Origin of the sequence: Nocardia sp. CA-107356 (assembly GCF_050946365.1) — a bacterium.
Lineage (GTDB): Bacteria > Actinomycetota > Actinomycetes > Mycobacteriales > Mycobacteriaceae > Nocardia.
On sequence record NZ_CP191992.1, the window covers coordinates 587042 to 612606 of the forward strand.

Below are 25565 nucleotides of genomic sequence, written 5' to 3' on the forward strand. Positions count from 1 at the left end.
CGCAGCGATTCGATGCGGGGTGGTGGCCGGGAGACGGGTGGGCCGCGACAGCCCGACCGGATCGAGCTGCGCGGGCTGCGCGCCTACGGCTATCACGGCTGTTTCGACCACGAACGCCGCGACGGCCAGGAATTCCTGGTCGACCTGACGGTATGGGCCGATTTCGCGGCCGCCGCGGCCACCGACGATCTGGCCGACACCATCGACTACGGCGGCCTCGCCGAGCGCGCCGTCCGGATCATCCAGGGCCCGCCGCGCAATCTCATCGAGAAGGTCGTCTCCGAGATCGCCGACGATGTGATGACCGATCCGCGCATCCGGGCCGTCGAGGTGGTGGTACACAAGCCGTCCGCGCCGATTCCGCATACCTTCGCCGATGTCCGCGTGGTCACCTCGCGGCAGCGGGGGGCGCTGGTATGAGTCGCGCTGTGCTGTCGATCGGCTCGAATCTGGGCGACCGGCTCGCGCATTTGCGCAGCGTTATCGATGGGCTCGGGCCGCGGGTGGCCGCGGTATCGCCGGTGTACTCGACCGCGCCGTGGGGCGGTGTCGAACAGGACGACTATCTCAATGCCGTTGTGCTGGTGGAAGATCCGGAACTCGGTGCGCGTGACTGGCTGCGCATCGGCCAGCAACTGGAACAGGCCGCAGAGCGGGTGCGCGAGGTGCGCTGGGGTGCGCGAACTCTCGATGTCGATGTGGTCTGGTGCGTCGAGGGCGGACAGGTCTGCCGCAGCGATGATCCGGAACTGACCCTGCCGCATCCGCAGGCGCACAATCGGGCCTTCGTGCTGATCCCGTGGCTGGATGTGCAGCCGGACGCGGTACTCGAAGTCGACGGGGCCGTGCGGCCGGTGCGCGAACTGCTCGCCGAACTCGGCGCGGCCGAACGCGCGGGTGTCCGGTCGACCGAATTCGCCCTACCGGGATCGGCCAGAGCCGCGGAGGGGTCGGTGTGGTGAAACTGAAGCCGACCCGGATCCTCGACCTCGTCGCGAATGTCGTTGTCGCGGCTGTCATCGCGTGGCTGCTCACGCGTATGGCCTACGGCAGTTTCCCGCCGATCTCGATCTATGCGGGTGCCTCGCTCTACCCGGTGGCCGCGATCGAGGTGGCGCTCGGCTTCGTGATCCGCTCGCGGGTCAACGAACATCAGATCGGCGACGGCACCCATCAGTTGCATCCGATCACCGCGGCCCGTGCGGTCGCGCTCGCCAAGGCCTCCGCGCAGGTCGGTTCGCTCGCCGCCGGTGTCTGGCTGGGTTTCCTGTTCTGGGTTTTTCCGCAGCGCGGCACCTTGAACGCGGCGGGTGCGGACAGCCCCGGCGCCATTGTCGGGATGCTGGCCGGGGTCGCTTTGGTTGCTGCGGCGCTGTGGCTGGAGTATTGCTGCCGGGCCCCCGAGGACCCATCGGACGATCCGGCAACTACATAGCAAATAATATCGCTGGAATCACCGTGCGAGAATCTGGGCGCGGCTGGCTGATCAAGCTACCCTGGCGTGCATGGTTTCGCCCTCCCGTAGCAGCACCTCTCGTCGACGGCGGGACGACGCGGGAAAATTGTTCATTGGCGTTTTGATTCTGCTCGGTCTGGTTGCCAGCGTTTTCCTGGTTTTCAGCGACCGTCTGCAGTTTGTCCGGATCGGCTTGGTTGCGGCGCTATGGGCGGCCGTTATCGGCGCTTTGGCCGCGACGCGGTACCGCAAGGAAGCCACGATCGATAAGGCCAAGGTTCGTGACCTGCAGACGGTGTACGAGCTCCAGTTGGAGCGCGAGGTCACCGCGCGACGGGAATACGAACTCCGCGTCGAGGCGCGGGTGCGCGAGGAAGTCGGCGCCGATGCGGCCGAAATGGCCGCCCTGCGCGCCGAACTGACTGTGCTCCGGCAGAGCCTGCAGCGGCTCTTCGACGGCGACTTGCCGATGGATCGCCCCGCGTTGCGCGCCGATTCGACCCGGATTCAGGAGTTGCCGAGCGCATTTGGAAATTCGTCCAACAATAGCTCGACGAATGCCGACGGCTGGCCGGACGCGGCGTCTCAGCAATCTCCTAGCACCTTCACTCCTGTCTTCGTATCCGATCATCCGGAGACACCGCTGTTCGCCAGCCCCTTCGATGATCCGGTGACCGCGGAGACCGCTGTCGTATCTATCGACGATCTCAACGGATACGACTCGGAGAACACCGACATCAATTTCGACGATTCGCACCACACCGGACCGCTCGGCTGGGCCGACGCGTTCACCGAGGATCCGGAAAAGACCGGGGTCCCGCCGCGGCTGGAGCCATTGGAACCGACCGTGCCACCGCGCTTGTCGCCGTCGGAGCCGACCCCACCCCAGCCTTCGTCGCTCGATTTCTCGACACCAGAGTCGACCCCACATCCGGAACCAACCCCGCACCCGACGACCGCCGTCCCACCCCCCGGCACCGCCACCTCCCGCAGACGCCGCCGGGTCGATCCGGACGCCGATTCCGGCAATTCCTCGCGCCGCCTTTCAGTGGCCGAGATCATGGCCAACCTGCAGTCGGAAGAAAACGGCCGCACCGGCCGCTAACAGCGCCCAAGCGGTGAACTCGCACGCCGAGCCCCAACGGAGCGAGTCTTACGAGCGACCCGTCCGCGGCCCGTCGCACATCCGAGCCGTCGAAGCGCATGCGACGAGGTTTCGAGTCTCGACGGCTGGGCTGGTGTACGCCGGGTGTTGACGATCCGCACCTCGCCAACCCCGACGGAGCGAGTCTTACGAGCGACCGGTTCACGGCCCGTCGCACATCCGAGCCCTCGAAGCGCACACGACGAGGCTTCGAGTCCCGACGGCTGGGCTGGTGTACGCCGGGTGTTGACGATCAACACCACGCCAACCCCGACGGAGCGAGTCTTACGAGCGACCCGTTCGCGGCCCGTCTCGCGTCCGAGTCGTCGAAGCGATGCGCCGCAGGCGCGAGTCTCGACGGCTCGGACGCGAGACCAAGGGGGCCGCGAACGGGTCGCGCCCGCGCGGCCAACAACACTGCGGTGTAAATCACGGGGTGCCCTGTGGCTTCTGCGAACCGTGGGCCGATATCCTCGGGACGTAACGTCTGGTACCCGCTTGCGCGGGACTGGAACGACATCGAGAGGACAACGTTGACCTCGAGAAGCGTCAACTCTGACAATGCTGCTTCGGGTGACCCCGCGCCTGCACGTCTGACGGTGGGAATCGTCTCGGCGGGACGCGTCGGCTCAGCCCTCGGGGCGGCACTCGAGCGAGCCGGACACGTGGTGTTCGGCGTCGCCGCCATTTCCGATGCCTCCGTGCACCGGGCGCGTACTCGACTACCTGATTCGGAAATCCTGCCCGTCGAGGATGTGGCCGCGCGCAGCGAACTGTTGCTGCTCGCCGTGCCCGATGCCGAACTGCCCGGTCTGGTGCGCGGTCTGGCCTCCGCCGGTGTGGTCCGGCCCGGCGCGATCGTCGCGCATACTTCCGGCGCCAATGGCGTCGGCGTGCTCGCCCCGCTGGCCGAGCGCGGTGCGCTGCCGCTGGCCATTCATCCTGCGATGACCTTTACCGGACACGACGAGGACGTCGCCCGGCTCGGCAATGCCTGCTTCGGTATCACCGCCGCCGACGAGATCGGTTTCGCTATCGCGCAATCGCTGGTGATCGAGATGGGCGGCGAGCCGGTCCGGGTGCAGGAAGAGAATCGCCAGCTCTATCACGCCGCACTCGCGCACGGCAGTAATCATCTGGTCACGGTGATCCTGGATGCGGTCGACGCCTTGCGCGCCGCGCTGGCGGGCCCCGGCCTGCTCGGCCAGCAGATCGTCGACGATCAGCCCAACGGCTTGGCCGAGCGATTGCTCGCCCCCTTGGCCTCCGCCGCACTGGATAACGCGCTGCGCCGCGGCCAGACTGCGCTGACCGGTCCGGTGGCGCGCGGTGATGCGGATGCCGTTGCCGCACATCTGGCCGCGCTGGCAGCCGTCGATACCCGATTGGCCGCGGGCTACCGTGCCATGTCACTGCGCACGGCCGAACGTGCGAAGACCAATCCGGCTCTGATCGAGCTGCTGGAAGGAGGCCGATGATGGATCCGAAGTTGCGCAACGCGTACCGGCGCGGTGAGCTGACCGTGCACCACGATCCAGAGATGATCACCGCGGTCTCCAAGGCGCTGCGCGGCGTCGGACGCACTGTCGGACTGGTGCCGACGATGGGCGCGCTGCATGAGGGTCACCTGGAGATCGTGCGGCGAGCCAAGCGGACCAACCAGGTGGTCATCGTCTCGATCTTCGTGAACCCCTTGCAGTTCGGCGCGAACGAGGATCTGGACAAGTACCCGCGCACCCTCGATGCCGATGTGGAGCTGCTGCGCAAGGAGGGGGTGGAGCTGGTATTCGCGCCGAGCGCGTCCGATATGTATCCGGATGGCCCGCGCACCAGCGTGCACCCCGGCCCGATCGGTGCCGAGCTCGAAGGCGCCACCCGGCCGACGCATTTCGCCGGCATGCTGACCGTGGTCGCGAAGCTGCTGAATATCGCGCGCCCGACCGAGGCGTTCTTCGGTGAGAAGGATTACCAGCAGCTCACGCTGATCCGGCAGCTGGTTCGCGATCTGAATATGGATGTGAAGATCGTCGCGCTGCCGACGGTTCGCGAACCCGACGGCTTGGCGCTGTCGTCGCGCAATCGGTACCTCGATGCGACACAGCGCGAATCGGCGCTGGCCCTGTCGGCTGCGCTGGCCGCGGGTCGGCATGCGGGCGCGCTCGGCGCGGATGCCGTGCTCACGGCCGCGCGTGCGGTGCTCGACGCGACCCCTGGTGTCGATGTCGACTACCTCGAACTGCGATCGTCCACGCTCGGCCCCGCACCGGCGAACGGCAATGCGCGACTGCTCATCGCCGCCAAGGTCGGCGCCACCCGCCTGATCGACAACACCGCCGTCGCGCTCGGCGCACCCGTCGACGGCGGCGGTGTTGTCTCGAGCGACCAGCGAGCAGTCGCCAGCGGCCCGACACTTCCCGATTCGCGCACCGCCGCGACCGACTCCCAGCCTGCCCAGGCCAACATTTAGGAAGGCGACAGCGATGTTGCGCACCATGATGAAGTCGAAGATCCACCGCGCCACGGTGACCCACGCCGATCTGCACTACGTCGGTTCGGTGACTGTCGACCAGGATCTGCTCGATGCCGCCGATCTGCTCGAGGGCGAGCAGGTCTGCATTGTCGATATCGACAATGGCGCTCGACTGGAGACCTACGTGATCGCCGGTGAGCGCGGTTCGGGTGTCATCGGGATCAACGGCGCCGCAGCACATCTCGTACATCCGGGTGATCTGGTCATTCTGATCGCCTACGGGATGATGGACGAGCGGGAGCTGAAAGAGTACGCACCGAAGGTTGTTTTCGTCGACGAGCGGAATCGGCCGACCGACCTCGGCTCCGATCCGGCGCACGCGCCGGAGGGTTCCGGTCTGGTCACTCCGCGCTCGCTGACCGCTGTGCCGGGCGCGGCGTTCCCGGGGCCCTCCGTGGTTACGCAGGCTGCCGCCTCCGTGCCCGTCGCTCACGCCTGAGCCGATGCTACTGACCATCGATGTCCGAAATACGAGTATCGAGCTCGGTTTGTTCTCGGGCAGCGGTAATCACGCGAAGCTGGTACGGCACTGGCGGATGCATACCAATCCGCTGCTGACCGCGGATGAATTCGCCATGCAGGTGCGCGGGTTGGTCGGTGAGCAGGTCGAGGAGATCGTCGGAGTTTCGGCGCTGTCCACGGTGCCGCCGGTACTGCGCGAGATACGATCGATGCTCAATCGCTATTGGGATCATGTCCCGCATGTCGTGGTGGAACCCGGTGTGCGAACCGGTATTCCGCTGCTGGTCGACAATCCCAAGGAAATCGGCGCCGACCGCATCGTGAACACCCTTGCCGCACATCATCGTTTCGGCACGGCCGCGATTGTCGTGGATTTCGGCACCGCCACCACAGTTGATCTGGTGTCGGCGAAGGGCGAGTTTCTCGGCGGGGTACTCGCACCGGGTGTGGAGATCTCCAGTGAGGCGCTGATCGAGCGTGCCGCATTGCGTCGGGTCGAGTTGGCGCGGCCGCGTTCGGTGGTCGGTAAGAACACCGTCGAGGCCATCCAATCCGGGGCGATTTTCGGCTTCGCGGGTTTGGTGGACGGGCTGATCGATCGGATTCGCGATGAATTCGACGCGTTCGCCGGTGATGATGTCGCGGTGGTCGCGACCGGTGCCACTGCGCCGTTGATCGCGCCGGAATCGGAGACCATCGACCACCATGAGCCGCATCTCACATTGACCGGATTGCGCCTGGTCTACGAGCGCAATCAGCGCCGTAAGGGTGGTTGATACGCCCACCCTGGGTGTGCGCGCATGACCGGCCGCTTTGCGGCCGGTTTTTGCACTGCTACACTCGCGTCCGTGTATTCCCGCGTGCGCACCCAGGAGTGTTGTCGAGGCTGACCTGCCTCGACCGTTCGAGGCTGACCAAGTCCCTCGACCGTTGACATACTCCTGGAGATTCGCTCATGCGTTCTTCTGTTCTTTCCGTCAATTCCGCGCGTAGCGCCCTGACGGTTACCCCGCCGCTCGATCGCGCCGTCTCCTCCGCATTGCCCACCCGCCTGCGTCCCGCCGATCTGCTCCGGCTGACCGACGAGGGTGCCGAAGACGTACTCGCGGGGCGCTACGACCATCTGTTGCCAGCCAATGGAATATGGCCCGCCGAGGAACGCTGGGCCACCCGGCTGCTTTCCGATGACGAGGTCGATGTCTGGCTGATCAGCTGGACACCGGGCAAGTCCACCGAATTGCACGACCATGCCGGATCACTCGGTGCACTGACCGTGCTCAGTGGCGCGCTCTCGGAATTCCGTTGGAACGGAACAGAACTGCGCCGACGCATACTGACCGCGGGTGACCAGGCATCTTTCCCGATCGGCTGGGTGCACGACGTGATGCGCGCACCGGCCGCCGCGGAATCGACCGGTCCACTCGACCCCACCCTCAGCGTGCACGCCTATTCACCGCCGCTGACCGCTATGTCCTATTACGAGGTGACCGGTCACGGCACCTTGCGTCGCTCCCGAACCGTCCTCACCGACCAGCCCGAAGGTGATATGTAATGACCCGTTTGACCATCGATCAGATGCTCGAGAACGCACGGGGCCGCCTGAACCGGATCTATGCCTTCGAAACGCCGAAGGCGGTCGACCGGGGCGCGATTCTGGTGGATATCCGGCCGCAGGCGCAGCGGGCACGCGAGGGCGCGTTACCGGGTGCGCTGGTGATCGAACGGAATGTCCTGGAATGGCGCTTGGACCCGTCGAGTTCGGCCCGCTTGGCGCTGGCCACCGATCACGATGTGGAATGGATCGTCGTCTGCTCCGAGGGCTACACCTCCAGTCTCGCCGCCGCGGCGCTGCAGGAACTGGGGCTGCATCGGGCCACCGATGTGATCGGCGGCTATCAAGCGTTGAAGGCGGCCAGCCTGCTCACGGTGGGTGTCCAGGCGCCGCACTTCGCCCGTGAGGTCGAGGCACTCGCGACGCTGTAATTAGGGTCGAACCACTTCCATCTCGAAACATAGCGGCGTGCAATGGCTTTCGCTTCGGCACCGGAGCGCGCCGGGTATTCGGCGTGCCCGGGAAGGCCCGAAATCGGGCCGCTGTGGCGCGTTCCGGCCGCTGCCGATTCGTTACTGGTCGGTCATGCCCGGGCGGCCCGCAAATCGATTTCCGGTGCCCGCTAGGGTTGTTGAACGTGGGCGAGCGTAGCGAGCGAATATTCACAGCCACCCGGGTGGTCACGACGGAGCCGAGCATCAGCGAGGCGCAGTCGTGAGTACCCCGAACACGCCTTCATCCGGTCGCTCCGCGGGTTCGGTTCCTGCGGGGCACAGCAACCGTCCCGCGCCCGAGGGGGACGACGTTCCGGAGCAGATGCGGATTCGGCGCGAGAAGCGCGAGCGGCTGATCGCCGATGGCGGTGAGGCGTATCCGGTGGTGGTGCCGCGCACGCATACCCTCGGCGAAATTCGGGCCGCTTATCCGGCGCTCGAGCCGGATACCCAGACCGGGCTGCGGGTCGGTGTCGCCGGTCGCGTCATATTCATGCGTAATACCGGCAAGCTATGTTTCGCGACGCTGCAGGAGGGTGACGGCGCCAAGCTGCAGGCGATGATCAGTCTCAACGGCGTCGGCGCCGATGCGCTCGCGGCCTGGAAGTCCGATGTCGACCTCGGTGACTTCGTATTCGTGCACGGCGAGGTGATCTCCTCGCGGACCGGGGAATTGAGTGTTATGGCCGATTCCTGGTCGATGTCGGCCAAGGCCCTGCGGCCGCTGCCGGTGGCGCATAAGGAGATGAACGAGGAGTCGCGGGTACGGCAGCGCTATGTCGATCTGATCGTGCGTCCCGAGGCCAGGGAAATGGCCAGGACCAGGGTCGCGGTGGTGCGGGCGATGCGCAATGCGCTGGAGCGGCGCGGCTTCCTCGAGGTAGAGACGCCGATGCTGCAGACGCTGCACGGCGGTGCGGCGGCGCGGCCGTTCGTCACCCATTCCAACTCCCTCGATATGGATCTCTACCTGCGAATTGCGCCGGAACTGTTCCTCAAGAGATGTGTGGTCGGCGGCCTGGAACAGGTCTTCGAGATCAACAGGAACTTCCGCAACGAGGGGTCGGACTCGACCCATTCGCCGGAGTTCGCAATGCTGGAAACGTATCAGGCATACGGCACCTACGATGACTCCGCGCGGATGGTTCGGGAATTGGTGCAGGAAGTTGCCGAGGAGGTCTTCGGGACGCAGGTGGTGACACTCGCGGATGGCACCGAATATGATCTTCGCGGCGAGTGGGCAACGGTCGAGATGTACCCGTCGCTGTCCGATGCACTTGGCGTCTCTGTGACACCGGAAACGTCGATCGAGGAATTGCGTGCGCTCGCCGATCGGGTCGGTCTCGAAATTCCCGAAGACAAGGGCTATGGCCACGGCAAACTGGTCGAAGAACTGTGGGAGCACCAGTACGGTGACAAGCTCTACGCACCGACTTTCGTTCGCGACTTCCCGGTGGAGACATCACCGCTGACCAGACAGCATCGCAGCAAGCCCGGAGTTACCGAGAAGTGGGACCTCTATGTGCGTGGCTTCGAGTTGGCAACTGGCTATTCGGAGTTGGTTGATCCGGTGATCCAGCGCGAGCGGTTCGTCGATCAGGCGCGGCTGGCCGCGCAGGGTGATGACGAAGCGATGATGCTCGACGAGGACTTCCTTGCCGCGATGGAGCACGGCATGCCTCCGACAACGGGTACCGGTATGGGAATCGATCGCTTGTTGATGGCACTGACGGGATTGGGAATCCGGGAAACGATACTGTTCCCAATTGTGCGTCCAGTCACTCGCTGACGATCGGATTGCATAGTTCAGCCCCCGTCTTGGAATTTTCGGAATTCGGGGTATTCTTGCCTCGGGTAATCGGCCTAGTATGCGGGTCGCACGATTTCGAGAGGACGTTCATCTCATGGCAAAGAAGGTCACCGTTAGCCTGATCGACGATGTCGACGGTGAGTCCATCGCGGACGAGACCATTGAGTTTGCGATCGATGGTGTCTCGTACGAGATCGACCTGTCGTCGGCTAATGCGTCGAAGCTGCGCGACGGGCTGGAAGAGTGGGTTTCGAGCGCTCGGCGCGTGAGTGGTCGGCGCCGGGTCAAGGCTGCGGTCGCTGCTCCCGGTGCTGCGAAGAGTCGGGTCTCGATCGATCGTGAACAAAGCGCGGCAATTCGTGAGTGGGCGCGCCGGAATGGACACAAGGTGTCCGCGCGGGGCCGTATCTCGGCCGACATCACCGACGCGTACAACAAGGCCGCGAAGGGCTGAGTTCTTAATTTATTGGGCCGCCGCCCGGGCGAATCGTGCGACGCCCGGGCGGCGGCTCGTTTGTGATACGCCTTCGATATGAAGAAGGCCGGGAGTCGATTCGATCTTGCTCGCGGTACCAGGACGCGGCACCATGGAACTGTGCGTAGGACGTCGCTGGCGGTATGGAGAGATGAGGTATCGGCACAGTGACCGGTTTCATCGGATCGTTGTTGCGATTCACTGATGACTCGGGTCGTCAGCAGGAGTTGATGCTCACCCTGGACCAGCAGCGCGTAACCATTGGCCGGTCCCCGCAGGCCGATGTGGCGCTGCGCTGGGACGCCGAGGTCTCGCGGCTGCATGCCGCGATCGAATACCTTGGCACACACTGGACCATCGTCGACGACGGCCTGTCCCGCAACGGCACCTTCATCAACGGTGAGCGATTGGTCGGCCGTCGCCGCCTGATGGCGGGCGATCGGATCCGGGTCGGCACTTCGCTGGTGTCGTTCCACGATTTCGGGGGCGTGACCGATGATGCGACACGGACCTCGACCGGCGCCATTCCCACGCTGCGCTCGCTGACCGACACTCAGCGGTCGGTGCTGGTCGCACTGTGCCGTCCGTATAAGAACGGGGCGGGTTTCGCGACTCCGGCTTCGAATCAGCAGATCGCCGAGGAATTGTTCCTCAGTGTGGACGCGATCAAGACCCATCTGCGGGCACTGTTCGCCAAGTTTGGTGTGGAAAATCTGCCACAGAATCAAAAAAGGGTCCGACTGGCCGGTTTGGCCATGCAGAGCGGGTTGATCTCTGATAGGGACTTGTGAGCCCGTTCCCCTGTGGGCTGTGGACGATGGCTTAGGTGGCCGAGCGCTTCAACCATGGATGGTCTCCATGGAAACCGATGTACTCGAGTCATCGCCGGACCGAGTAAATCGGATCAGGTCCGGATTTCGAGGTAGGAGAAATTCATGTTCGCGCTACGACTCGCCGCGCTGGTGGCGGCCACCCTCGCAACCGGCCTGATCGCGGGCGTTTTCTACGCTTATGCGACGTCGGTGATGCCCGCGCTGAACCGCACCGATGACCGCGCGATGATCGATCTGATGCAGAAGATCAACGTGGTCATCATCAATCCGTGGTTCATGATCGGATTCATGGGCACCGTCGGCTTCACCATCCTGGCGGCGGCGTTGCACCTGGGCAAGGATCACCGCACCACGCTGATCTGGCTCGGTGTAGCCCTTGTGCTCAATGTGATCGCCTTCGCGGTCACCTCCGGACTGAATGTGCCGCTGAACGATCAGCTGGCGGCCGCGGGCGATCCGGCCCAGATCGGTGACCTGGCCAAGGTGCGCGCCGATTTCGAATCCGCTTGGGTGCGTTGGAATATCATCCGGGCAATCCTGCACACGCTGGCCTTCCTGGTGCTGTGCGGTGCGCTGTTCGTCGCGGGTATCCAGCACGGTCGCACACAGGCATCGGGTTCGGTTGCCACACAACATGTTTCGCGGGAGCAGTCGGCGTCCGGTGCCGGCCCGCAGACCGTCGGTGCACCGTACCGCGCACCGATCATGGCCCAGCAGTACGCATTTGGGCAGTCCACCGCGCACCCGGCGGGGGCACATCACCTCGGTTAGGTGGCTATCTGTGCCGCCGCCGGCGAGTCGATCAGTAATCGACTCGCCGGCGGCGGTTTTGGGATAGCAACTCCGAATCCAGTAGGGCGGCGACCGTTCTCGCGAAGAAGACGCGGCGGGCGCGCCCATTTCGCCGTTCCGGTGACCGTTGCGGGCGGGACGGGTAGTGATCAGTTGGCGCGACCTCTGGAACGCGCCTGACAGCCGCTCGGCGGGCGGAAACGGTGTCACCCCGGCAGGGTTCGTACCGGACGCTGAACCGGCCGTCGGTGCCCATTCCCCCGCGCGCCATTGCGCACATTCGCCCGCTTACAGCGCACGTCCGGATGTGCCTACCTCGACCCGTGGTACTCGCCAGTAGTAAGCCCCCGGCTGCTCCGAAGGATGCCTCGCCCGGAGGTATCGGGTGGCGTCGTCGTCGATGACCAGTCCCGGATTTCGATCACCGTGCGCCGCCCGATGCCCACGAACTGAGATTCGGTCGGCCAGTTGACCGAACTGCCTCCGTAGCGGTCGTAAGTTGCGCTACGTTCTGGAACACGTTCCAGACTTTCGGAGGTCTCCATGTGGCGTGTTCCGTGGTCCGCACTCGTCGTATCCGTACTGGCCGCGGTGTGGGTCGGTGCGGCGGGGCCGGCGCAGGCCGAGTATCCGGTCGACTACAACTTCTTCGCGGGGGTTCCGAATGAGCTGATCAATCATGGTGGCTCGCTGCCGGGGTCCAATGACTGGTCGTGCAAGCCGAGCGCCGAGCATCCCAACCCCGTGGTGCTGGCACACGGCACCGGTGGTGGTGCGCAGACGAACTGGGGACCCTATGCGCCGTTGCTCGCCAACGAGGGTTACTGCGTCTACGCGCTGACATACGGCGCCTACGACCTGCCGTGGCCGATCTCCGCGGTGGGCGGGATGCTGCAGATCGAGCAGAGCGCAGTGGAGTTCGGCGCGTTCGTGGATCGGGTGCTCGCGGCGACGGGGGCGAGCAAGGTGGATGTTGTCGGACATTCCCAGGGCAGCGTCATGCCGAACTACTACGCGAAGCGGCTCGGCGGTGCGGACAAGATCGATAGATATGTATCGATCGGACCGGCCTGGCGCGGCTCCAATGCGGGCGGCGGTGCGGATATGGCCGCATTCGCCGACCGGCTCGGGGCCGGGCCCTACTTCCAGGCCGCGGTGGGTTCGCTGTGCCAGGCCTGCACCGAACTGCTGCGCGACTCCGCCTTCCTGCGGGACCTCAACAGCGACGGCGTCTACGTTCCCGGCATCACCTACACCAACATCATGGCGAGCCTCGACGAGATCGTCGTCCCTTACAGCTCGGGTTTCGTGACCGGGACGAATGCGACGAACATCGTCGTACAGGACGGTTGCGCGTCCGACTTCTCCGAACATCTGGCTATCGCGGGCAGCCCCCGCACCGCCCGCTTCGTCCTCAATGCCCTCGATCCGGCGCACGCGCGCGAGGTGCCGTGCGAGTTCGTTCCGCCGTTCACCGGCTAGCACCACACGTGGGAAGCGCGGACGGCGATTTCGCTGAGGGCAAAACCTGAGCGGAAACGTATCCCGCAACTAGCACGTTATGAGTGAATGACCGTGCTGTCGCCGGTCCCCAATAGGGTGGACTGGAGGCGGCGTAATCCCCTGCCAACTAGAGTGGAGGCCGGGGCCGCAACCCCCGGGCTTCATGGCAGGCTGACGCCACAGAAGCGTCGGACGCCAGAATGTCGGAGCAGGAGAGTGAGGGAGCGATGTTCGAGAGGTTCACCGACCGCGCGAGGCGCGTCGTTGTCCTGGCCCAAGAAGAGGCCCGGATGCTCAACCACAACTACATCGGCACCGAGCACATCCTGCTTGGGTTGATCCACGAGGGCGAGGGCGTAGCGGCGAAGTCGCTGGAGTCCCTTGGTATTTCGCTGGAGGGTGTGCGCAGCCAGGTGGAGGAGATCATCGGACAGGGCCAGCAGGCTCCGTCCGGTCATATCCCGTTCACCCCGCGTGCCAAGAAGGTGCTGGAACTGAGCCTGCGCGAGGCGCTGCAGCTCGGCCACAACTACATCGGCACCGAGCACATTCTGCTCGGCCTGATCCGTGAAGGTGAGGGTGTCGCGGCGCAGGTGCTGGTGAAGCTGGGTGCCGATCTCAACCGGGTGCGCCAGCAGGTTATCCAGCTGCTGTCCGGATATCAGGGCAAGGAGCCGGTCGAATCCGGTTCGCGCGGCGAGGCCGGGACACCGTCCACCTCGCTGGTGCTCGACCAGTTCGGACGCAACCTGACCCAGGCCGCCCTCGAGGGCAAGCTCGACCCGGTCATCGGCCGCTCGAAGGAAATCGAGCGCGTGATGCAGGTGCTGAGCCGCCGCACCAAGAACAACCCGGTCCTCATCGGCGAGCCCGGTGTCGGTAAGACCGCCGTGGTCGAGGGTCTGGCACAGGCCATCGTCAACGGTGAGGTCCCCGAGACGCTGAAGGATAAGCAGCTCTACACCCTCGACCTGGGTTCCCTGGTCGCGGGCAGCCGCTACCGCGGTGACTTCGAAGAGCGCCTGAAGAAGGTGCTCAAGGAGATCAACACCCGCGGCGACATCATCCTGTTCATCGATGAGCTGCACACGCTCGTCGGTGCGGGTGCCGCCGAGGGCGCCATCGACGCGGCTTCGATCCTGAAGCCGAAGCTGGCCCGTGGCGAGCTGCAGACCATCGGTGCGACCACCCTCGACGAGTACCGCAAGTACATCGAGAAGGACGCCGCCCTGGAGCGCCGGTTCCAGCCGGTGCAGGTCGGCGAGCCGACGGTCGAGCACACCATCAATATCCTCAAGGGTCTGCGCGACCGCTACGAGGCGCACCACCGGGTGTCCATCACCGACGGTGCGCTGGTGGCCGCGGCGACGCTGGCCGACCGCTACATCAACGACCGGTTCCTGCCGGACAAGGCGATCGACCTGATCGACGAGGCCGGTGCGCGCATGCGCATCCGTCGCATGACCGCTCCGCCGGACCTGCGCGAATTCGACGACAAGATCGCCGATGCGCGTCGGGAGAAGGAAAGCGCCATCGACGCGCAGGACTTCGAGAAGGCGGCGCGACTGCGCGATAAGGAAAAGCAGCTGGTCGCCAAGCGCGCCGAGCGCGAAAAGCAGTGGCGCTCCGGTGATCTGGATGTCGTGGCCGAGGTCGACGACGAGCAGATCGCAGAGGTGCTGGCCAACTGGACCGGTATTCCGGTGTTCAAGCTCACCGAGGAGGAGACCACCCGTCTGCTCCGCATGGAGGACGAGCTGCACAAGCGGATCATCGGCCAGGAGGATGCGGTCAAGGCCGTCTCCAAGGCGATCCGCCGTACACGTGCCGGTCTGAAGGATCCCAAGCGTCCCTCGGGCTCGTTCATCTTCGCCGGTCCGTCCGGTGTCGGTAAGACCGAGCTGGCCAAGTCGCTGGCGAACTTCCTGTTCGGCGACGACGACGCGCTCATCCAGATCGATATGGGCGAGTTCCACGACCGCTTCACCGCATCGCGGCTCTTCGGTGCCCCGCCCGGGTACGTGGGCTACGAAGAGGGCGGCCAGCTCACCGAAAAGGTGCGCCGCAAGCCGTTCTCGGTCGTGCTGTTCGACGAGATCGAAAAGGCACATCAGGAGATCTACAACACCCTGTTGCAGGTCCTCGAGGATGGTCGTCTCACCGACGGTCAGGGTCGTACGGTCGACTTCAAGAACACCGTGCTGATCTTCACCTCGAACCTGGGTACCTCGGATATCTCCAAGGCCGTTGGTCTGGGCTTCACCCAGAGCAATGCCGAGGGTTCGAACTATGAGCGGATGAAGCTCAAGGTCAACGACGAGCTGAAGAAGCACTTCCGGCCCGAGTTCCTCAACCGCATCGACGACGTGATCGTCTTCCACCAGCTGACGACCGAGCAGATCGTGCAAATGGTGGACCTGATGATCGGCCGCGTCGCCGTGCAGCTGAAGAACAAGGACATGGAGATCGAGCTGGCTCCGCAGGGCAAGGCGCTGTTGGCCAAGCGCGGCTTCGATCCGGTGCTCGGCGCTCGGCCGCTGCGTCGGACCATCCAGCGCGAGATCGAGGACCAGCTGTCGGAGAAGATCCTCTTCGGCGAGATCGGTCCGGGTCAGACCATCGTGGTCGACGTCGAAGGCTGGGACGGCGAGGGCTCCGGCGAGAACGCGAAGTTCACCTTCACCGGTAAGGCGAAGTTGACCAAGGCGCCCGCGACGGAGGAGAAGCCGGAGGTCGTGCTCACGGGTGCGGGCGAAGGCACCGTGGCCGAGGCCGCTGGCGAGTAAGTCCGAATCGCTGGAAAATGCCGCTCACCGGGTTTCCGGTGGGCGGCATTTTTCTGGAATTCGCAGGCTCGAGCAGCGGCGTACCGTGGGGAGCGATCGTCGAATAACAACCACGGGGGTGCTGGATGACAAATTCGGATCTGACATTGATCGCCGTACTGTTGGATCGTTCGGGTTCCATGCAGTCGATCAAATCCGATACCGAGGGCGGCTTCGATGCCTACATCGAGGAACAGCGCAAGGTGCCGAAGACGACACTGGTGACGCTTGCTCAGTTCGATACCGAATACGAACTGGTCTATGCCAACCGGCCGATCGGCGAGGTGCCCCCGCTGAGCCTGCAGCCGCGCGGCAGTACCGCGCTCTATGACGCGGTGGGGCGACTCGTCACGGACGTCGGCACCGAACTCGCCGGCCGTCCCGAGCACGAGCGGCCGGGCACGGTGATCGTCGTGGTGCTCACTGACGGGCACGAGAATTCCAGTCGGGAGTGGACGCATGCCGCGGTGCGGGCGCTGATCACTCAGCAGCAGGAGGTGTACTCCTGGGACTTCGTATTCCTCGGCGCGAATATGGATGCGGTGGCCGTCGGCTCCGAACTGGGCTTCGATCCGCGTCGCTCGCTCACCTACGGCGCGACGCCGGCGGGTACGGCCGGCGTCTTCGCTTCGGCGGCGGCGTATTCGGCGCGGCGCAGTATGGCCGCGCCCGGGCAGGCTGTGGATGGTTTCACCGATGCCGAACGGCGGGCGGCGAATCCGGACGGGAAGTAGCTTCGCGGACATGCTGGGGGCCGATCGAGGGCGCGCGTCTGTCGGCGCAACGCCGCGGTCGCGGGAATTGCGACCGCGGCGTTCGGTATTCCGCTCCGGGGGCGCGCTCAGCCAGTGGGGTCTGCGAACCGGGCGAGTGCCGGGGCGAAGGCGCGAGTCAGTTCGCCGGGGACGATCAGCTCATCGATTCCGTACTTCTCCCTGCGGTATTCGAGCACCTCGGCGACGGTCGCCGGATCACGGTCGAGCACACCCGCCGATCCGGCCGCCCGCAGTCCATCCGCGGTGAGACCGAGCCGCTTGCTCAGCCAGAACGGCAGCTCATCGCCGACGCCCACCAATTGGTGGGTGAAGCGCACATCGCGATCGGTGTTGTCCCGGACCACCCGCACCATATCGGCGAGATCGGCCTCGGTGGCCTCCGGCCCGGCGGCCAGCAGCACCCGATCGGCGAAACTCGCTGCGACAGTGAGCATTCGAGGTCCGTTCGCGGCGACGACGATCGGTGGCGCCGGATCGACCTGTTCGCGTACGGCATGCACGGTGGCGATGAGTTGCTCGCGGCGTTGGGCCGCCGAACCCCAAGGCATACCGAGCCGTTCGGCCTCGGCACTTGCATCGGGACGCCCCGACCCGATGGCGAGTTCGAATCGTCCGTCCGAAAGCAGTTGCAGTGCCGCGGTTTCCCGCACGGTGGCGGCCGGCGTGCGCAGGGGAGCGGCCAGCACGTTCGGGCGCAGCCGGACCGTGGTGGTCACCGCAGCGGCGGCCGCGAGCGTTGGGAAGGGCGATGCGGTGTTCAGTGTGTCCGGAAGCAGGATCGTCCGGTAGCCCTGCTGCTCGGCACTCTGTGCCGCGCGGGCCCATTCGGCGCCCGATCGCGGTGTGATAACGATTCCGAAGGTCATGCTCATGGTGTGGTCTCCTGTGATGCGTTGCGGTGACCGCCGCTGGTGGGGCCGGGGCGGCGGGCACGGCCTTTGTCGAATGCGGCTCAGGTGGTGGGAGTTTCGCCGCCGCGCGGTGTGCCACCGCGTTCACGCAGCACTGCCAGTCGACTCCGATATTGATCCTCGGTGATCTCGCCACGCGCGAATGCGGTACGCAGCACACCGATTCCGCTCTGGTGTCCCCAGAACCGCCGCCGCGCGAATACCACGATGACGATGAAGGTGACCCAGAACAGCAACGGAAAGATCCAGAAGAACGGCCATGGATGCCAGCCGTCGTCATAGTGATCGGCCAAAAAGGTCATGGCCTCGGGTTGTGTGAAAAGGTTCATGCGCCAACCCTGCTCCCGACATCCCCTCCCCGACATCGGCCTGCCGACGATATTCGTCGTACGCCTGCACGCGTATACGTTGGGTTGGCAAACGGCCTTCAGCGCCGGAGATACCCGATGTTTGCCGGCGCGCGGCACGGCCCGCGTGCGGCAGTTGGCCAGGATGTTGCCGGAGGTACTCGCATAGCCACTGGGCTCCTCGCACTCGCACTATGCGGTGTGCGAGGAGCCGGGAAGTCAGGCGAGGGCGGCGTCGAGGGTGATGTTGTCCACGCCGGCGAGGGCCTTGCTGACCGGGCAGCCCGCCTTGGCGGCAGCCGCCGCAGCGGCGAAACCGTCGGCATCGAGGCCGGAGACCCGGCCGCGGACGGTGAGTTCGATGGCGCTGATGCGGAATCCGCCAGCGGGGTCCGGGCCGAGGGTTACATCGGCGGTGACGTCCAGGCTCTCGGGCGTGCCGCCCGCGTTGGCGATCTGGGCCGAGAGGGCCATGGCGAAGCAGGAGGAATGAGCGGCCGCGATCAATTCCTCGGGGCTGGTGGTGCCGTCGGCATCGTCGGCGGCGCGCTTGGGGAAGGAGACGTCGTACTTGCCGACACCGGAACTTGCCAGCTCGACCTGACCGGAACCGTCCTGCAGGCCGCCGGTCCAAGCGGTGCGCGCGGTACGTGTGGGCATCACAGTCCTTTCGATGTGTGAATCACGATTCGCAGTCGAACCTACCCCCGCCGCGCACGCGGTGGGTTCCGAGGTGGCAGCCTGTTCCAAAGGCCGTGTCAGGCCGGTTCCGCAGTGCGCTGATCGAGTTGTTCGAGCACGAGCGGCCACGCCTGCGAATGCCGGTCGCGGGTGGGCTCATCGGCAAATCCCGCGTGCGCCAGTCGAAGTCGAGTGCCGGAGTCCTTCGGCGTGAATTCGACCGTCAACACGGTCTCCGTACCCTCGGTGCCGCCCGCCCCGGTCACCCAGGTCAGCTCGACCACCTGGTCCGGAACCAAGTGCAGGAACCGTCCGTAGTGCGGGCTGCGCATGCCCTGATAGTCGGTTTCGAAGAAGAACGGCTCGTTCACGGCCGGGCGCATCAGGACCGAGCCGGGGGCCGCGAACCAGTGGTCGAACCGCTCTGTCCAGGCGCGGTAGAGCACCGGTGGCGGCGCGGCCATCGCGCGCTGCACCTCGAGCCCATAGGGCCGCGACGACAGATCGGGTACCCGTACCGGTTCGACCATGGTTCGGACTGTACCGCCGCGCGTCCTCATTCCGGATTGGTGACGCGCGCGAGCACGATGCCGCCGAGGATCAGCGATAGCGACAGCAGCCGACCCGCGCTCATCGGATCTTTATTGACCACAACGCCGAGGCCGATGGCCCCGATGGCCCCGATCCCGGTGAAGATCGCGTAGGCGGTGCCGACCGGCAGCGTCTGCATGGCCCGCGACAGCAGGTACACCGCGACCGCGCCGAGTACGAAGCAGATGACGGTGGGGACGAGGCGGGTGAAATTCTCCGTCGGCTTGATGCTCTGCGACCAGATGATCTCCACCAGTCCGGCGATGCCGAGAACGATCCAATTCATCAGTACTTCGATCCTTTCGAGCGACCTACCAGCAGTCGCTAGCGGCCAGCGAGCTTGCGCGCGGATTCCATTGCGGCGGACAAGGACTCGTCATGCTTGCCGCGCAAGTGCGCCAGTGCCGGATCCTGCCTGGCATTGGCGAGTTCCGCGTTGACGAATACGGTGTCGGTGACGGCGAAGTGGCCGGCGAAGAAGTCGCGCAGGTAGCGCTCCTGATAGTCGAAGGCCGCCTTCGGTGCGCCGGGTGTGTAGGACCCGCCGCGCGCGGTCGCGACAACGAATCGTCTGTCTCCCAGTGACATTCGCGGGAAGGTGATCTGGTCCAGCCAGGCTTTGAGTGCGGCGGGAATCGAATAGTTGTACATCGGGGTGCCGATCAGGATCACATCGGCGGCCAGCACGTCGGCCAGCAGCGGTTGCACGATCGCCCAGGCGGCGGACTGTTCCGGCGTGCGGACCAAGGTGGCGAGGCGGTCCAGGTCGGTTGTGGGCTGCGCGAGTACGGCGTCGCACAGTTCGGTCCATGCCTCGTCGATGAAGGGCACGGGCTCGGCCGCCAGGTCGCGGTAGATGTAGCCGCCGTCCGGATTGGCGATGCGCCACGCCTCGGCGAATTCGGCGCTCAGTTCCCGGCTGATGGAACGGCGCCGGGCGCTGGCATCCAGATGCAACAAGGTGCTCATGATCGGCCTCTTCTGTAGCAACACAGTTAACTGGACATACTGTCCGGTTGATGACGAGATCGACTGTAGCGACAACTGGACATTCTGTCCACTTCTCTGAAAGTCGAGTACAGTCGAGACCATGACCAGCGATATGGACCTGCTCAGCGGGCATCCGACCGCGGCACCCGCAGCGCCGACCGAGCGCGCGGATGCGGCCCGCAACCGGGCCAAGGTGCTCGCCGCGGCCGCCGAACTGTTCGCAACGCGGGATCCGCGCACCGTGACGATGGATGACATCGCCAAGGCGGCGGGGGTCGGGCGCGGCACGCTGTATCGCCGCTACCCGGATAGGAATTCGATCGCCGTCGCACTGCTCGACGAACATGAACGCGCCCTGCAGGAGAAACTGCTGCGCGGCGATCCGCCGCTCGGCCCCGGCGCCGCACCCGCCGAACGGCTCGCCGCCTTCTATGCCGCGATGGTCGAATTGCTGGACGGGCACGCGGATCTGGTGCTCGGTGCGGAGACCGGCGGTGCGCGATTCGCGACCGGCGCATATGGCTTCTGGTTCCTGCATGTCCGGTCGCTGCTCGTGGCCGGGGGTATCGAGGAACCGGACGCCATGGTCGATCCGCTGCTCGCGCCGCTGGCCGCCGAGGTCTACCAGCAGCAGCGTGGCCGCGGCCTCACCGCCGCGCAGATCACCGCGGCACTGACCGAGCTGGCCCGTTGCGTGCTGTCGGAGCGTCGGTGATGATCGCCCTCGGAAAGCATCGAAACCGCTGACAAACTGTTGTCCACCAGCGGTTTCGGGGCTCGGAGCTCAGACCATATCGCGCCGGTGCACCAGCCACATCGTGGCCGCCGCGAAGAGCGCTACGTACACCACCAGTGCGATGAGCGACTGGGTCCGCGAGAGGATATCGAGCACCCCTGGCGTCGATGGTGACTGCACGGTCCGCATCGCGCCGGCCATCGACCCCGCCGCGGTGCCGGGCAGGTGATCGGTGAGCACCTTGATCGGGCTGAAGATCGCCGCGACACCGCGCAGCAGGTTCTCCACCACCAGCACCCAGACCAGGCCGAGGCCGACGGCCAGCGCTGGACCGCGGGCGATCGCCCCGATCAGTGCGCCCGCCAGCGTCCACATTCCGAGAATTGCCGTGCCGGTGATGATGCCGTTCACGGCCCGGCTCGAACCCGGTAGCGCGAGCGACTGCGATTGGGTCGTCGCGATGATCGAGGCGACCCCGATATCCACCACGAACGCGACGCATACCAGCGCGATAACCGTGAGCGCCAAGCCGATCAGCGCGCCGCTGATCGCATTGGCTCGCGACGGTCCCTGGGTGAGCACGGTTTTCCAAGTGCCCCAGCCATATCCGCTGCCGATGGTCAGCGCGCCGAGAATGAGCATCAGCGCACCACCGAACATCGCCATGCCCTGGGTGAATACTTCGGGCACCGCTGCAGGCAACATCTGTTGCAGCAGAACGTCTTTCGGCACACCATTCGACATCGTCTTCATATCGCCCGAGGAGTAGGCGAGGTAGTTGAACAGGTAGGAGAACGTGAGATTCAACAGAATCCAGACTCCGAGAATGATCCAGAACGCTGGCCACTTACGCAATCGCAGCATTTCCGCTTTCGTGCTCGCCATCAGGTCCTTCATCGCCTGCCCGTTCATTTCACCGGCTCCAATTGCGTTATTTCGAAAAACACTTCTTCCAGGGACTTTTCATCGGTCCGCAGTTCCAGCAGATCTGCGCCCGATTCGACGACTGCGCGCGCGACCACCGGGGCGGTGGCCGCACCGGCTTCGATCCGAATACCGCCTGCGGTCAACATCGCCGAGCGCTCGCCGACCACCCGGCGCACCGCAGGGAACGCCACCTCGAGTGGTTCGGCGCGCAGTAGAAGCGAAGAGGCGCCGCGTAATTCGGCAACCGTGGACTCGGTCAGCAGCCTGCCGCCGGAGATCACACCGACGCGATCGCAGATCTCCTGCACCTCGCTCAACATATGGCTGGACAGCAGCACCGCATGCCCATCGCCCGCGAGAGTAGTGATGAGCTCCCGCATTTCGGCCATGCCCTGCGGGTCGAGACCATTGGTCGGCTCGTCCAGGATGAGCAGATCGGGGCGGCCGAGCAGGGCCGCGCCGACACCGAGGCGCTGCTTCATGCCCAGGGAGTAGGTGCGGAATCTATCGTCGGCACGGTTCGCGAGGCCGACGCGGTCCAGCGCGTCCGCCACATCGGATCGGTCGAGGCCACGGTATTTCGCCAGTACCCGCAGGTTATCGCGGCCGCTGAGGTAGGGGTAGAAGCCAGGGCCCTCGATGAGGACACCGATGCGGCGGACCACCGCCGGATCGCCGGGGGTGTGCCCGAGCACGGTGGCGGTACCCGCGGTGGGCCGGATCAATCCGACCAGCATTCGCAGCGTGGTCGTCTTACCCGCTCCGTTCGGACCGAGGAAGCCGTAGATTTCGCCGGGCGCCACGTTCATGTGCACGCCGTCGACGGCGGTGTGGGTGCCGTAGCGTTTGGTCAGCCCCGCGGTGACCACGATGGAATCTGTCATGCTCCGAGAATCCGCCTCCGACCAGGGCCGACACATCCGTCGCGCGGCGGTGGTCGACATACGTACCGCGGCCTACGAATCATCGTGATAGCGGACGTGACGACGGGTTTCGCAGGCACATGGGTGACTCGTCGAGAACGCCCGAAACCTGGCTGTCACCTCGACCGTCGCCCCGCGACGCGACTGTCGGGGCACTGACGGCCGGCAAAATATTCCGGGAGGCGGGGAGCATACGCAGCGCGGCGGACGCCTCGGCAGGGTCGGGCTAATAGGCTGCACATGTGACAGCGCCAGGGGAATCGAAACGTGGCCCGGTCGTGCAGGACTGGGTTCTCGCGATGGTCGTCGCGGTGATCCAACTGGGCGGGGGCCGCAATGCCAACCTGCGCCAGACCGGAGTGCACACGATCGACGCACTCGGGTACGTGCTGTTGCTCGTCGGGCCCGTCGCATTGCTGCTACGCCGTTCGTATCCGCTGCCGGTGCTGCTCGTCACGATCGCGTCCTGCGCGGTGTATCTGTTGCGCGGCTACGGCTACGGTCCGATCTTCGTTTCGCTGGTGATCGCGTTCATCTCCGCCGCGATCGTCGGATCACGTTGGTGGACATATCCGCTCGCACCGATCGGCTATTTCGCGCTGGTCTGGCCGTTGCCCACGCTGGTCGGGCATCCCGCGAATCCGTGGCTGGCATTCGGGATGATCGCCTGGCTCGGTGTGCTCGTCGCGATCGCGGAGGGGATCCGCCAGCGCCAGGCGGTGCTGGTGGCGCGCAGGCAGCGGGCCGAAGCCGCGCGTCGCGACGAGGAGGCGCAGCGCGAACGGCGGGCCAGCGAGGAGCGGCTGGCCATCGCGCGTGAGTTGCACGATGTACTGGCACACAGCCTTTCGCTGATCAACGTGCAGTCCTCGGTCGCGCTGGAGTTGTTCGACAAGAGGCCCGAACAGGCCGAATCGGCGCTGGCGGCGATCAAGACGGCAAGTAGGGATGCGCTGGCCGAGGTGCACACGCTGTTGCACTCGATCCGCAGTGGCGGCTCGACGCCCGGCACGGAGGAAGCGCCCGAATCCGGTGCCGAGCGCACTCCCGAATCCGCGAACGGACGCCGCGATTCCGAACGGGCCCAAGATAATTCGGCTGGCCGCAACGCCGGAGTCGCCGAAGCGAGGCCATCCGCCCCGCGCAGCCCAGCGCCGAGCATCGAGGATCTGGATACGTTGCTGCAGCGGGCTCGCGCGGCCGGTCTGACCGTCGACACCCGCGTCATCGGCACCGCACACAAACTGCCGAGCGTCGTCGATGTGGCGGCCGCGCGCATCATCCAGGAATCGCTGACCAACGTGGCCCGTCACGCGCCGGGAGCCCCGGCCGCGGTGACCGTGCGCTATGCCGCCGACTCGGTCGAGATCACCATCGACAATGCCCGCGCCACCGCGCCACAATCGAAATCCGGGCCGAGTGGAGGCAATGGCATCCTCGGCATGCGCGAGCGCGCACACGCACTCGGCGGCCAGCTCATCGCGGGTCCGCGGCCGAGCGGTGGGTTCCGGGTGGTGGCTCGGCTACCGTCCCAGGAGGAGGCCAAATGAATACAGGTGGTCGGGAGACGGGTGGGATTCGGGTGTTGGTTGCCGATGACCAGGCCTTGGTGCGCGGCGGTTTCGTCGCGCTGCTCGACGCGCAGGACGGCATCGAGGTGGTCGGCGAGGCCGACAATGGCGAACAGGCCGTCCGCATGACCCGCAGCCTGACCCCCGACGTGGTCCTGATGGATATCAGAATGCCGGTTCTGGACGGTCTCGCCGCCACCCGCATGATCGCCGAGGATCCGAAACTCGCCGAGGTGAAGGTCGTCGTACTGACCACCTTCGAACTCGATGAGTACGTGTTCGAGGCAATGCGCGCCGGGGCGACCGGTTTCCTCGTCAAACACACCGAGCCCGCTGACCTGGTCCGCGCCGTCCGAGTGGTGGCCGCGGGTGATGCCCTGCTCTCACCCGGCGTCACCCGCCGCATCATCGCCGAATTCTCCGCCCACGCCAAACAACCTCCACCCGCCGCCTTCACCGAACTCACCGATCGCGAACGTGAGGTCATGACCCTCGTCGCCGAGGGCCTGACCAACGCCGAAATCGGCGAACGCCTGTACATGAGCCCCGCCACCGCCCGCACCCACGTCAGCCGCATCCTGACGAAACTGAACGCCCGAGACCGCACCCAACTCGTAGTAATGGCCTACGAATCCGGCCTCGTCCGCCCCGGCTGGCAATAGGCCCCGTCGATCTTTGTGAAATGGTGGCCCGATACATCGCAACCACCATTTGACTACTCTCGAAAAAGCACGCTCTAGCGGCGGAAGTATCGGCGGGCGGTCGGGTGGTACATCGCGGGGATGGCGATCAAGACGGCGAGGATGTGGCCGGTGCGGAAGGCGCCGGTGATAATCGCGGCGGGGGTGAGGTGATCGAAGAGGTCGGTGATTTCCTTGGCGGACAACGTGGCTGCGAGGGGTTCGACGATCAGGGAGGCCAGGCCGATTACGCCGATGCCGACGGTGAGGACAATGCGGGCCCAGCGGGCGCCGTTGGCCATTCGGATGCCTACTGCGAGGACCGCCAGGTAGATGGCGCCGCGAATCGCCGATCCTGTTGCGAGCGAGCCGATATCGGCATTCGGGCCGTCCAGTTCGACGGCCGTATAGGTGATGGCCTCGCCGACGCCGCACAGCAGGGCGATGACGAGGCCGGTGAATGCCACCGAAACCGAGCGCGGTGGGCGTTGGGGATGGTCGGTGCGTGGCCGTACGGAAAAGGCAGTGCCGGTCATAACGCCGACACTGCCTGTCA

The 25565-nt window shown here is 65.5% G+C and carries 29 protein-coding genes; 20 read left to right on the top strand and 9 right to left on the bottom strand.

All coding sequences use genetic code 11. From position 1 onward, the window contains the following. Nucleotides 1-12 precede the first annotated feature (12 nt). The 17 genes from folB to ACQP1G_RS02720 all read left to right on the top strand — a co-directional run bounded on the left by folB (nt 13) and on the right by ACQP1G_RS02720 (nt 16610). Nucleotides 13-420 (top strand): dihydroneopterin aldolase, encoded by a 408-nt coding sequence (gene folB, locus ACQP1G_RS02640; protein ID WP_433208060.1) that lies wholly within the window; start codon nt 13-15, stop codon nt 418-420. After that, nucleotides 417-962, top strand: coding sequence for a 2-amino-4-hydroxy-6-hydroxymethyldihydropteridine diphosphokinase (gene folK, locus ACQP1G_RS02645; protein WP_433197988.1), 546 nt, complete (start codon nt 417-419; stop codon nt 960-962). The genes folB and folK overlap by 4 nt, the downstream gene beginning before the upstream one ends. Before the next feature lie 2 nt (nt 963-964). Continuing rightward, nucleotides 965-1435 carry a DUF3180 domain-containing protein gene (locus ACQP1G_RS02650; RefSeq protein ID WP_433208063.1) on the top strand — a complete coding sequence of 157 codons (471 nt, stop codon included), beginning with the start codon at nt 965-967 and terminating at the stop codon, nt 1433-1435. Between the two features lie 70 nt (nt 1436-1505). Continuing rightward, a complete protein-coding gene (locus ACQP1G_RS02655) occupies nt 1506-2561 on the top strand; it encodes a DUF6779 domain-containing protein (RefSeq protein ID WP_433197990.1) in 1056 nt (351 codons plus the stop codon). A 572-nt stretch (nt 2562-3133) separates the two neighbouring features. Further along, nucleotides 3134-4078, top strand: coding sequence for a Rossmann-like and DUF2520 domain-containing protein (locus ACQP1G_RS02660; protein ID WP_433197992.1), 945 nt, complete (start codon nt 3134-3136; stop codon nt 4076-4078). After that, nucleotides 4075-5067, top strand: coding sequence for a pantoate--beta-alanine ligase (panC, locus tag ACQP1G_RS02665; protein ID WP_433197994.1), 993 nt, complete (start codon nt 4075-4077; stop codon nt 5065-5067). The genes ACQP1G_RS02660 and panC overlap by 4 nt, the downstream gene beginning before the upstream one ends. Nucleotides 5068-5080: 13 nt before the next feature. Beyond that, complete coding sequence (panD, locus tag ACQP1G_RS02670; protein WP_433197996.1) at nt 5081-5569, top strand: aspartate 1-decarboxylase; 489 nt, start codon at nt 5081-5083, stop codon at nt 5567-5569. A gap of 4 nt (nt 5570-5573) precedes the next feature. Then, on the top strand, nt 5574-6368 hold the full coding sequence (locus ACQP1G_RS02675) for a type III pantothenate kinase (protein ID WP_433197998.1): 795 nt from the start codon (nt 5574-5576) through the stop codon (nt 6366-6368). Between the two features lie 221 nt (nt 6369-6589). Beyond that, the gene (locus ACQP1G_RS02680; protein WP_433208066.1) at nt 6590-7144 is read left to right on the top strand and encodes a cysteine dioxygenase; all 555 of its coding nucleotides are present in this window, start codon (nt 6590-6592) and stop codon (nt 7142-7144) included. An 8-nt stretch (nt 7145-7152) separates the two neighbouring features. After that, nucleotides 7153-7575: a rhodanese-like domain-containing protein gene (locus tag ACQP1G_RS02685; RefSeq protein WP_433208069.1), complete on the top strand. Its 423-nt coding sequence runs from the start codon at nt 7153-7155 to the stop codon at nt 7573-7575. 385 nt (nt 7576-7960) lie between these two features. Then, nucleotides 7961-9427, top strand: coding sequence for a lysine--tRNA ligase (gene lysS, locus ACQP1G_RS02690; protein WP_433208072.1), 1467 nt, complete (start codon nt 7961-7963; stop codon nt 9425-9427). Between the two features lie 115 nt (nt 9428-9542). Further along, nucleotides 9543-9902 (top strand): histone-like nucleoid-structuring protein Lsr2, encoded by a 360-nt coding sequence (locus ACQP1G_RS02695; protein WP_354961709.1) that lies wholly within the window; start codon nt 9543-9545, stop codon nt 9900-9902. 251 nt (nt 9903-10153) lie between these two features. Further along, a complete protein-coding gene (locus ACQP1G_RS02700) occupies nt 10154-10714 on the top strand; it encodes an FHA domain-containing protein (protein ID WP_433208074.1) in 561 nt (186 codons plus the stop codon). A gap of 144 nt (nt 10715-10858) precedes the next feature. Beyond that, nucleotides 10859-11527, top strand: coding sequence for a DUF1772 domain-containing protein (locus tag ACQP1G_RS02705; RefSeq protein WP_433198000.1), 669 nt, complete (start codon nt 10859-10861; stop codon nt 11525-11527). A gap of 564 nt (nt 11528-12091) precedes the next feature. Then, nucleotides 12092-13030 carry an esterase/lipase family protein gene (locus ACQP1G_RS02710; RefSeq protein ID WP_433198002.1) on the top strand — a complete coding sequence of 313 codons (939 nt, stop codon included), beginning with the start codon at nt 12092-12094 and terminating at the stop codon, nt 13028-13030. 248 nt (nt 13031-13278) lie between these two features. Beyond that, nucleotides 13279-15837: an ATP-dependent Clp protease ATP-binding subunit gene (locus ACQP1G_RS02715; RefSeq protein WP_433198004.1), complete on the top strand. Its 2559-nt coding sequence runs from the start codon at nt 13279-13281 to the stop codon at nt 15835-15837. 125 nt (nt 15838-15962) lie between these two features. Next, entirely contained in the window at nt 15963-16610 is a 648-nt protein-coding gene (locus ACQP1G_RS02720; protein WP_433198006.1) for a VWA domain-containing protein, read from the top strand. Between the two features lie 107 nt (nt 16611-16717). Here ACQP1G_RS02720 and ACQP1G_RS02725 read toward each other — a convergent pair whose 3' ends face one another. From ACQP1G_RS02725 to ACQP1G_RS02750, 6 genes are all read right to left on the bottom strand, one after another. Further along, complete coding sequence (locus tag ACQP1G_RS02725; protein WP_433198008.1) at nt 16718-17524, bottom strand: LLM class flavin-dependent oxidoreductase; 807 nt, start codon at nt 17522-17524, stop codon at nt 16718-16720. An 80-nt stretch (nt 17525-17604) separates the two neighbouring features. After that, nucleotides 17605-17892 carry a hypothetical protein gene (locus ACQP1G_RS02730; RefSeq protein WP_433198010.1) on the bottom strand — a complete coding sequence of 96 codons (288 nt, stop codon included), beginning with the start codon at nt 17890-17892 and terminating at the stop codon, nt 17605-17607. Nucleotides 17893-18129: 237 nt separating this feature from the next. Further along, complete coding sequence (locus ACQP1G_RS02735) at nt 18130-18570, bottom strand: OsmC family peroxiredoxin (RefSeq protein WP_433198012.1); 441 nt, start codon at nt 18568-18570, stop codon at nt 18130-18132. 98 nt (nt 18571-18668) lie between these two features. Continuing rightward, complete coding sequence (locus ACQP1G_RS02740) at nt 18669-19121, bottom strand: SRPBCC family protein (RefSeq protein ID WP_433198014.1); 453 nt, start codon at nt 19119-19121, stop codon at nt 18669-18671. Nucleotides 19122-19147: 26 nt separating this feature from the next. Continuing rightward, nucleotides 19148-19468 carry a DMT family transporter gene (locus tag ACQP1G_RS02745; RefSeq protein WP_433198016.1) on the bottom strand — a complete coding sequence of 107 codons (321 nt, stop codon included), beginning with the start codon at nt 19466-19468 and terminating at the stop codon, nt 19148-19150. A gap of 38 nt (nt 19469-19506) precedes the next feature. Then, the gene (locus ACQP1G_RS02750; RefSeq protein WP_433198018.1) at nt 19507-20151 is read right to left on the bottom strand and encodes an FMN-dependent NADH-azoreductase; all 645 of its coding nucleotides are present in this window, start codon (nt 20149-20151) and stop codon (nt 19507-19509) included. 121 nt (nt 20152-20272) lie between these two features. On the opposite strand from ACQP1G_RS02750, the gene ACQP1G_RS02755 reads away from it, so the two are divergent. Continuing rightward, nucleotides 20273-20887 carry a TetR/AcrR family transcriptional regulator gene (locus tag ACQP1G_RS02755; RefSeq protein WP_433198020.1) on the top strand — a complete coding sequence of 205 codons (615 nt, stop codon included), beginning with the start codon at nt 20273-20275 and terminating at the stop codon, nt 20885-20887. Between the two features lie 69 nt (nt 20888-20956). On the opposite strand, the gene ACQP1G_RS02760 is transcribed toward ACQP1G_RS02755, so the two are convergent. Beyond that, nucleotides 20957-21820 carry an ABC transporter permease subunit gene (locus ACQP1G_RS02760; protein ID WP_433198022.1) on the bottom strand — a complete coding sequence of 288 codons (864 nt, stop codon included), beginning with the start codon at nt 21818-21820 and terminating at the stop codon, nt 20957-20959. Further along, on the bottom strand, nt 21817-22719 hold the full coding sequence (locus ACQP1G_RS02765) for an ABC transporter ATP-binding protein (protein ID WP_433198024.1): 903 nt from the start codon (nt 22717-22719) through the stop codon (nt 21817-21819). The genes ACQP1G_RS02760 and ACQP1G_RS02765 overlap by 4 nt, the downstream gene beginning before the upstream one ends. A gap of 281 nt (nt 22720-23000) precedes the next feature. Here ACQP1G_RS02765 and ACQP1G_RS02770 point away from each other — a divergent pair, with 281 nt between their 5' ends. Together ACQP1G_RS02770 and ACQP1G_RS02775 are read left to right on the top strand one after the other, a co-directional pair. Next, complete coding sequence (locus ACQP1G_RS02770; RefSeq protein WP_433198026.1) at nt 23001-24308, top strand: sensor histidine kinase; 1308 nt, start codon at nt 23001-23003, stop codon at nt 24306-24308. Further along, nucleotides 24305-24991, top strand: coding sequence for a response regulator transcription factor (locus ACQP1G_RS02775; protein ID WP_433198028.1), 687 nt, complete (start codon nt 24305-24307; stop codon nt 24989-24991). Before ACQP1G_RS02770 ends, ACQP1G_RS02775 begins: the two co-directional genes overlap by 4 nt. A gap of 74 nt (nt 24992-25065) precedes the next feature. Here the strand turns inward: ACQP1G_RS02775 and ACQP1G_RS02780 are convergent, their stop codons facing one another. After that, complete coding sequence (locus ACQP1G_RS02780; protein WP_433198030.1) at nt 25066-25545, bottom strand: hypothetical protein; 480 nt, start codon at nt 25543-25545, stop codon at nt 25066-25068. Nucleotides 25546-25565 lie beyond the last annotated feature (20 nt).